The following is a 7,607-nucleotide window of genomic DNA, read 5'->3' on the forward strand; positions in this document are numbered from 1 at the left end:
ATAGGATGAGGATATGAGTAAGGTATCGTTAGCAAAAGACAAAATTAAAATTCTTTTGCTTGAAGGTGTACATCAAAGCGCTGTAGAAACGCTAAAACGTAACGGCTACAGCAATATCGATTATGTAAAAACCTCATTGCCTGAGGACGAACTAATTGAGCGCATTAAAGATGTGCATTTTGTAGGCCTTCGTTCTCGTACTCATATTTCTGAAGCTGTACTTGAAGCGGCAGAAAAACTGGTTGCCGTTGGTTGTTTTTGTATCGGCACTAACCAAGTTGATTTAAGTGCCGCACGCAAGCGCGGTATTGCAGTATTCAACGCACCGTTTTCTAATACCCGCTCTGTTGCTGAGTTAGTACTTGGTGAAATTTTACTATTGTTCCGTGGTATTCCAGAGCGTAATGCCATTGCTCACCGTGGCGGCTGGTTAAAAACCGCCAATGGCTCATTTGAAGCCCGTGGTAAAACTCTAGGTATTATTGGTTATGGCCACATTGGTACGCAGCTAGGTATCATGGCTGAAAATATCGGTATGAACGTTGAGTTTTACGATATTGAAGACAAGCTAACCCTAGGTAATGCCACACAAGTACATAACCTAACGCAGCTACTGCAACGCGCTGATGTTATTAGCTTACACGTACCTGAAACACCGCAGACTAAAAACCTGATTGGTAGCGCGGAAATTTCAGTGATGAAGCAAGGTTCAATTTTGATCAACGCCTCACGCGGCACTGTAGTTGATATTGACGCCCTAGCAGAAGCACTTCGTGATAAAAAAATCAGCGGCGCTGCCATCGACGTATTCCCAGTTGAGCCAAAATCAAACGATGAAGAATTTGTATCGCCACTACGCGAATTCGACAACGTAATTTTAACACCACACATTGGTGGTTCAACTCAAGAAGCGCAAGAAAACATTGGTATTGAAGTAGCGGGTAAACTAGCAAAATACTCAGATAACGGCTCAACTATTACTGCTGTTAATTTCCCTGAAGTATCACTGCCAGAGCTTGCTAACCGTAGCCGTTTATTACACGTACACCACAACCGCCCAGGTGTGTTAACCCAAATTAACCAAGCGTTTGCCCAGCACGGCATCAACATCGCCGCGCAATACTTGCAAACAGACGAAGCGATTGGTTATGTAGTAATAGACGTAGATACCGACCACTCTGAAATAGCACTAAAAGAACTAAGTGCAGTAGAAGGCACGATCAGAGCACGTATTCTTCACTAATATCAGTCAGCGGTCAAAAAATAAAAGCCGTGCTTGTTAAATCAAGCACGGCTTTTATTTGGATGAAGAATACTACGTTTTTTCAACCTTAGCCGATGAAATATTGCCAGTTTTATTGTCTGTATTAAACAAGCTTCACTTAAGTTACATCTTACTGTATTTGCTTTAACGGCTCACTCTTAAGTATATATTTCAACAACTCTGTCAAAAACTTCTCTATTACTAAATGCCTCAATAGAGGCGTTAGCTAGGGTTTTCCTCTACCAAAACCTTATTGAGAAACGACGCAAGTACGCTGCGCATTTCGTCTACCCAAGGATGAAACAACCAAAAGGTGTGCGGTGTATCGGGTATGGTATACACTTGTTGATGGACGTTGTTTTTAATTAGCTGCGCTACAAAAGCATCTCTGCCAACATGAAAACGGTCATGGGAAGAGTTAATAAATAACGTTGCTGGAGTATGTTTACTTAAATATTCTACCGGCGAAACCGCATGCCAACGTTTTGGCTCTTGTGCATAACGCCCACCTAACCAAAGCGCTGCATAAGAAATCTTTCCAGGTTTATCTTCAAACATCCTAACCGCTGTTGAGGTTAAATCAGCCACGCCGTCAATGTTCACGATTGCTTGCACTGCTTCGTAAGGCGATTTTGTATCGTGATTGGTACTCATAGCCCCGAATAACGTGGCCATATGAGCACCAGAAGACGCCCCTAACACCGCGATTTTTTTGGTATCTATCATATATAATTTATGATGTTGTTTTAGCCACTTAATCGCATCGTTGATATCTGCCATTGCAGCTGGATAGAGCGCCGTTTTAGAGGTTCTATATTCGACACTTACCGCCACAAAACCTTGGCCAGCTAACCAGCGTGCCGTTGGCGTTTGATGAGACTTGTTACCAGTCCTCCATCCGCCGCCATGGATCATTACGACCAACGGTTTCGCCTGCTCTGCTTTATTAGGATAAAATAAGTCAAGGTGCAGCGTTGAGCCATCCACCGTTTTGTAAGCTAAGTTGTAATGTTCGCTGATGGACTGTGCTGTTTGCTCGATATTTTCCGGTTTGTTGATCGGACTAATAAAAGGAAACTGTTTCTTGTTTTTTCGATACTCACTTTCAATGGTGTACTCAGCCATTTCACCACTGAGTGAATTGACCACCTCACGCGTAAATACCAGCTGTATTGCTTGTTGAATACGTGGAGATTGATACCATTCACCCAAGATATTTTCCCAAGTAAAAGATGCTGCTTTACTGTCATTTAGCTGTCTTCTATTCGTTGTTACAAACGCCCCCGGACCGGAAGAATTGTACTCAAAAAAGCGAGCATCTTCTGCTCGAAACACCTTTTTACCGCCGGTTCTGGCCGTCCCCCCCATTGGGTGCCACGCTTGTTGTTGAATATGCGCTCCCATCCAAGTATCTATAAATACTGTTTGTCCTATTGCATTAGGATCTGCATACCTTCCATCAGGGAAAGTAGTAGTTGGATGCCAAGGTCTTCCTAACCCCATACTATTGTCTTGCACTCCTTCCTCTGCGCTAAGTGCACAATCAATAAAAACCAGACCAAATGCTTGCTCAATATTAGTACTTGGTGCAGTAATAAAACCTATGGGTAACTGTTTGTTAGGTCTATTGCGGGTCACTATGTTCGACTTATAAAAAACGGCGGCTCCGCCCCCAAAAATAAAGTCAACATGACCACTTATAGTATTATTGAGAAATAAAGATCTCCCTGCTTTCGTGTAAAGAGTATCTTGATATCCACTGATTTTTACATGATTAAACAATGCTTTATCACTACCATAGTCGGTCAATACGGCCACGGCTTGTAAACCTGATACGCGTTTCGGATCATCTTTACTCATTGCATCGTAATATGGAAAATCAAAGCTATTTTCAATATGCAAGTTTTCAACACTAAAATTAGGCGATTTAATAGTTAACGTGGCTGAATTTGATGTTCCTAGATTACCACCATTTTCTGTTACTTTGCCTGAATAATCATCAAAATATAATCGAGTAGTATCAGCCCCTACACCTGATAACGTAATAAAAGGTTTGTTAATAACGAGTTTTTCATAATAGTCACCTGGGGCTATTTTAATGATATAGGGCTGAGATAAATTATTAGGTGCTTGCTCAATAGCTTGTGCAATGGTGGCAAAAGCGTGTTCATTGTTTTTATCAACAATTGCATCAACTCGTGGTGATACGAGTTCATTCGCAGATAAGCTTTGACACGTAAGTCCAAAGAAAAATAATAAGCCCAGAAAAGTACCGTTTACTGTTTTTAACCGACCATGTAACTGCATGTGAAGTTTTCCTTACATAGTAAAAATAGCATGTTTAAAGTAGGCCTGTGGCGAGTAAGTAAGATCATTGTTTACTAACTATATTTGGCTGCCAGCCACGCATCACGTTTTTAATGGTGTAGTCTTGCGCTTCGACTTGACTCAGTTGATGCGCCCAAGCCACTCGCTTACTACTATTGGCCCCCTGCCCTGAGTTATTAAACTCAGCATAAAAAACGGTTTCTTTTTTACTAACATCCCCCCAATTTTGCCAACCTTCAGGAGCAATATGCTGACCTAAATCAGAGTTAATGAACACAGTTTTAGCGTGGTGTCTCCAAGGACGGCCAAGATAAACTTTATCAACAGCAGCACTGGCAGTTAGCTTTACACGATTAAACACAAATCCAAATGCCTGATTTTTAGGGGTAGAAGCCGCTGTAATATAAGAGTTACTGAGTGACTTAACTTCACAGTCTTCGAACATTGCTGTGCCTTCACCAAAAATAAAGTCTGTGGTGCCTTCGATATAACAATCTTTGAAATACGAGCGAAACCCTTCGCCAGCTAGGTACAAGGAATCTTGATGGCCTTTGATAGCTACGTTATTTATGCTTACTCGATCAGCCTCGATATGCAAAGCAACAGCCTGCCCAACCGAGCCTGCACTATTAATAATAGTCAAATTTTGGGCGCTAAAGTCATTCCCTCGCACCATTAATGTATATGTGTGAAAGGTACTATTTCGACCTAAATTTATCTTATTAAAATGGTCGCCATAGGTAATAATTGTATTTTCTTTACTTTCACCTATTAGTTTTATTCGTGTATTCCATGAGTAAACTTCTACCTTTTCTGCATAAACGCCATTTTTAACGAAAATACTTATGTGATGCCAAGGGTAAGTTTTACTTGCATTGATTGCTGCCTGAATGGAAGTAAAATCGCCCGTACCATCTTTGGAGACTACCATGTTTGTGGCGTACTCTTGAGCCACTACCGCTCGCGTCCCAAATAATACAAGCAGCAATGTAATTAAAAGCACTAAAGGACTTGTTCTTTTGTTTAGTGTAATCACTGTCGTAACCACCCTTTTATTATTGATATCACAATCGCTCTCATCTTATGGGGACAATGACTGAACACCTGTAGCCATAACTTCTACATAGCAGTCACAGTTTGCAACATAGCTGATTTTCTGTGAGCGAAGTTAGCATGTAGCGCAATTCCAACTAATTGGACTGGTATTTATCCAAAAAATCTTCTTCAATACTTATTTCTAACAAACTATGCTACCGGTGGCAAATTTATTTAAATATCATTCCCTAAAAAAATCAGCGTGTTATTTTTTACAAAAGTAAAGCTCGCAGATCTAAAGATACATTATATTAACAAACCACTTGACCCAAACTACCACCGGTGGCAACCTAATTAAAATAAATTTTATTAGTGGTAACTTATGTAAACAAATTAACAGCATCTCTACTTTTTATTTAACGCGCTACTTTATCAAATAGTGCGCAATTTAATCTTTCTTTGTTCCAAGGGAGCAATAATGAAACTCACACACACATTTATAAAAAGCTTAATTGCTACTAACGTGCTTGCCGCCCTTACCGTAAGTTCATTCTTTAGTAACGCTCAAGAATCTCAACCAGCAGCATCTGAGGATGTTGAGGTCATTGAAGTAAAAGGCTTTCGTGGTTCTTTAATTAAAGCCTTAGAAGCCAAACGAGATGCAGCTAATACTCGTGAGTCAATTATGGCTGAAGATATTGGTAAGTTTCCAGACTTGAATGTGGCAGAAGCCATTCAGCGAGTTCCTGGAGTGGCAATATCGCGCGAAGGTGGTGAAGGTCGCAATATTGTTCTACGAGGTTTTAGCCCGGGTTTTACCCGAACTACGCTTAACGGTATGGAAGTACCCGCAGGAAGTGATGGTCTCGATTCTGGCGGCGTAACTGTTAACAATAGTCGAGCCTTTGACTTCCATGTATTTGCATCAGAGCTTTTCAACCGTATAGATATTCAAAAAACGCAAACAGCCTCGATTGAAGAAGGTGGTATTGCTGGTACAGTCGATATGTACTCTGCACGCCCTTTTTATAACCCCGGCTTCAATTCGACCCTGTCACTTAAAGGTGGCTATAATGATTTAACCAGTGAAGTTGACCCTAGGTTTGCTTTCTTAGCCAGTAATACATTTGCTGATAATACCTTTGGTACACTTTTTTCGGTTGCAGTATCAGATAGAAGTGTACGTCAAGAAGGCTTTGGCAGCATGCGCTGGGAGCCAACAAATCGAATTGGTAATGGCACATGGGGTGACACTTCTGGGCTGACGACCATCAACGGAACGCCTAGTAATTACTGTGGTGCTGAAGAAGCTATATCCTGTTTATGGGTACCTCGGTTACCGCGGGCTGATTTTTCGGGAATGAGCAAAAACGTATTGGGGTTACCGGTTCTTTGCAATATAAGCCTAATGACGACATGTTATTCACATTGGATATATTGCATTCTGAGTTAGAAAATGATCGCAGAAACTACAACTCTATGGAGTGGCTAGTTAATCGTGGTGCTCCGGGTGATTTCCAAGGTCAAAGCCCCGTTTCGTTTACGGTCGATGAGTCGGGTAAAGTCCTTGTTGCTGGCAGTTTTGAAAATGTCACCTCATGGTACGAAAGCCGATACCAGGTGTCCGATTCGATATTTGACCAGTATGTATTATCTGGCGATATTCAACTTAATGATCGCTGGTCGCTTGACCTTATGGCTGGTATGGCTAAAAACGACGCTGACAGAGAGGAAATTCGTTATTACTACCGGAGTTTTTCAAGTTAGTTGTCGCCTCAAGTTAAATTTTATGCCGCCCGCATTTCTTCTTTTTTCTCAGGATTTAAATTTACTTCCTTAATTATTGACCAATCGCGTGATTTTCCTGACCAACGACCAGGGTTATTCAATCTAGCCGCATCGTTTACCTGCTGGCGCTTGGCTAATATTTCTTTATCTAAACCTAAGTGACGCTGATTTGGCGTGACAAATTTTATACCGCTGTGCAAATGCTCGTTATTGTACCAATCTACAAACCCTGCCACCCATTTTCTTGCTGTGCTTATTTCTGCAAATGGCTTTTCTGGGTAGTCTGAGCGATATTTTAACGTTTTAAATAATGACTCCGAATAGGGATTATCATTACTCACTGACGGGCGACTAAACGACGGTACAATGCCTAATTCTTGCAAGGTAGCCAATAATGTAGCGCCTTTCATTGGGCTGCCATTATCCGAATGTAACGTGACTTGCTCTGGCTTTATTTGCTCTCGACTGCAAATATCCGTCATCAAATCAGCCGCTAGCGCACTTAACTGTGTATCGTGAACCTGCCATCCCACAATTTTTCGACTAAAAATATCCATCACTAAATACAAGTATAAAAATTCGCCCTTAACCGTTGTTGGCAAATATGTAATATCCCATGTGTAAATTTCGTTCACACTGGTTGCTGTGAGTGCTTTTGGTTTTTTTACCTGCCTGTTTGGCTTCACTTTTTCTCTATGCGTTAATAGGTGGTGACGTTTCATAACCCGATAAAACGAACTCTCGGATGCTATCCATACCCCTTTATCAAGCAACTTGGGCACTATTTTGCTCGGCGGTAAATGCCCATACTCAGCTGAATTGACTGTTTTGATAATACGCTGTCGCTCTAACTCAGTGAGTTGATTGGGCGGCCGCTTTGCCGTACAAGTTCGCTTGTCTACCATCTTATCTTCGGCCATCCAGCGCTGAACCGTTCTTGCCGTTAGCCCAAGTAATTCGCACACTGGCTTCTGCCTTGCCCCTGAATCCTGCGCTTCTGTAATGAGCTTTATCAATTCATGTCGCTCAGTCGACGTCGTTAATCGTCCTCGTTGAAACCCCAAATGGCATCCGCTTTTTTTTTGAGAACAAGTAATGCCGCTGTTTCAGCTAAGGCTTTATCTTTACGATTAAGCTCTTTTTGCAGCTGTTTTATTTCTTGCTTTAACTGTTTACTGTCTGATTTAGCTAG

General features: G+C 41.4%; 5 protein-coding genes and 1 pseudogene. 3 read left to right on the forward strand and 3 right to left on the reverse strand.

The window, feature by feature from the left end:
• Window positions 1-13: 13 nt before the first annotated feature.
• The gene (gene serA / locus H5186_RS19440; protein WP_145241268.1) at window positions 14-1,243 is read left to right on the forward strand and encodes a phosphoglycerate dehydrogenase; all 1,230 of its coding nucleotides are present in this window, start codon (window positions 14-16) and stop codon (window positions 1,241-1,243) included.
• 243 nt (window positions 1,244-1,486) lie between these two features.
• On the opposite strand, the gene H5186_RS19445 is transcribed toward serA, so the two are convergent.
• Entirely contained in the window at window positions 1,487-3,571 is a 2,085-nt protein-coding gene (locus H5186_RS19445) for a pectinesterase family protein (protein WP_182794818.1), read from the reverse strand.
• Between the two features lie 64 nt (window positions 3,572-3,635).
• Window positions 3,636-4,523, reverse strand: a complete 888-nt coding sequence (locus H5186_RS19450) for a pectinesterase family protein (protein WP_182785268.1) — start codon at window positions 4,521-4,523, stop codon at window positions 3,636-3,638.
• A 582-nt stretch (window positions 4,524-5,105) separates the two neighbouring features.
• On the opposite strand from H5186_RS19450, the gene H5186_RS19455 reads away from it, so the two are divergent.
• Together H5186_RS19455 and H5186_RS23145 are read left to right on the forward strand one after the other, a co-directional pair.
• Window positions 5,106-6,080 carry a TonB-dependent receptor plug domain-containing protein gene (locus H5186_RS19455; protein WP_259400379.1) on the forward strand — a complete coding sequence of 325 codons (975 nt, stop codon included), beginning with the start codon at window positions 5,106-5,108 and terminating at the stop codon, window positions 6,078-6,080.
• Window positions 6,044-6,394: a hypothetical protein gene (locus tag H5186_RS23145; RefSeq protein ID WP_259400380.1), complete on the forward strand. Its 351-nt coding sequence runs from the start codon at window positions 6,044-6,046 to the stop codon at window positions 6,392-6,394. Before H5186_RS19455 ends, H5186_RS23145 begins: the two co-directional genes overlap by 37 nt.
• Before the next feature lie 20 nt (window positions 6,395-6,414).
• Here H5186_RS23145 and H5186_RS19460 read toward each other — a convergent pair.
• Window positions 6,415-7,607: pseudogene (locus tag H5186_RS19460) on the reverse strand (IS3 family transposase); the annotation flags it as partial.

Origin of the sequence: Pseudoalteromonas sp. SG41-2 (genome assembly GCF_014164535.1) — a bacterium.
Taxonomy (GTDB): Bacteria; Pseudomonadota; Gammaproteobacteria; order Enterobacterales; family Alteromonadaceae; genus Pseudoalteromonas; species Pseudoalteromonas rhizosphaerae.

What these genes read in the sequence shown, in the direction of transcription:
- H5186_RS23145 (WP_259400380.1), top strand. Translation starts at nt 6,044, where the DNA reads ATGTTATTCACATTGGATATATTGCATTCTGAGTTAGAAAATGATCGC.
- H5186_RS19450 (WP_182785268.1), bottom strand. Translation starts at nt 4,523, where the DNA reads ATGGTAGTCTCCAAAGATGGTACGGGCGATTTTACTTCCATTCAGGCA.
- H5186_RS19445 (WP_182794818.1), bottom strand. Translation starts at nt 3,571, where the DNA reads ATGCAGTTACATGGTCGGTTAAAAACAGTAAACGGTACTTTTCTGGGC.
- serA (WP_145241268.1), top strand. Translation starts at nt 14, where the DNA reads ATGAGTAAGGTATCGTTAGCAAAAGACAAAATTAAAATTCTTTTGCTT.
- H5186_RS19455 (WP_259400379.1), top strand. Translation starts at nt 5,106, where the DNA reads ATGAAACTCACACACACATTTATAAAAAGCTTAATTGCTACTAACGTG.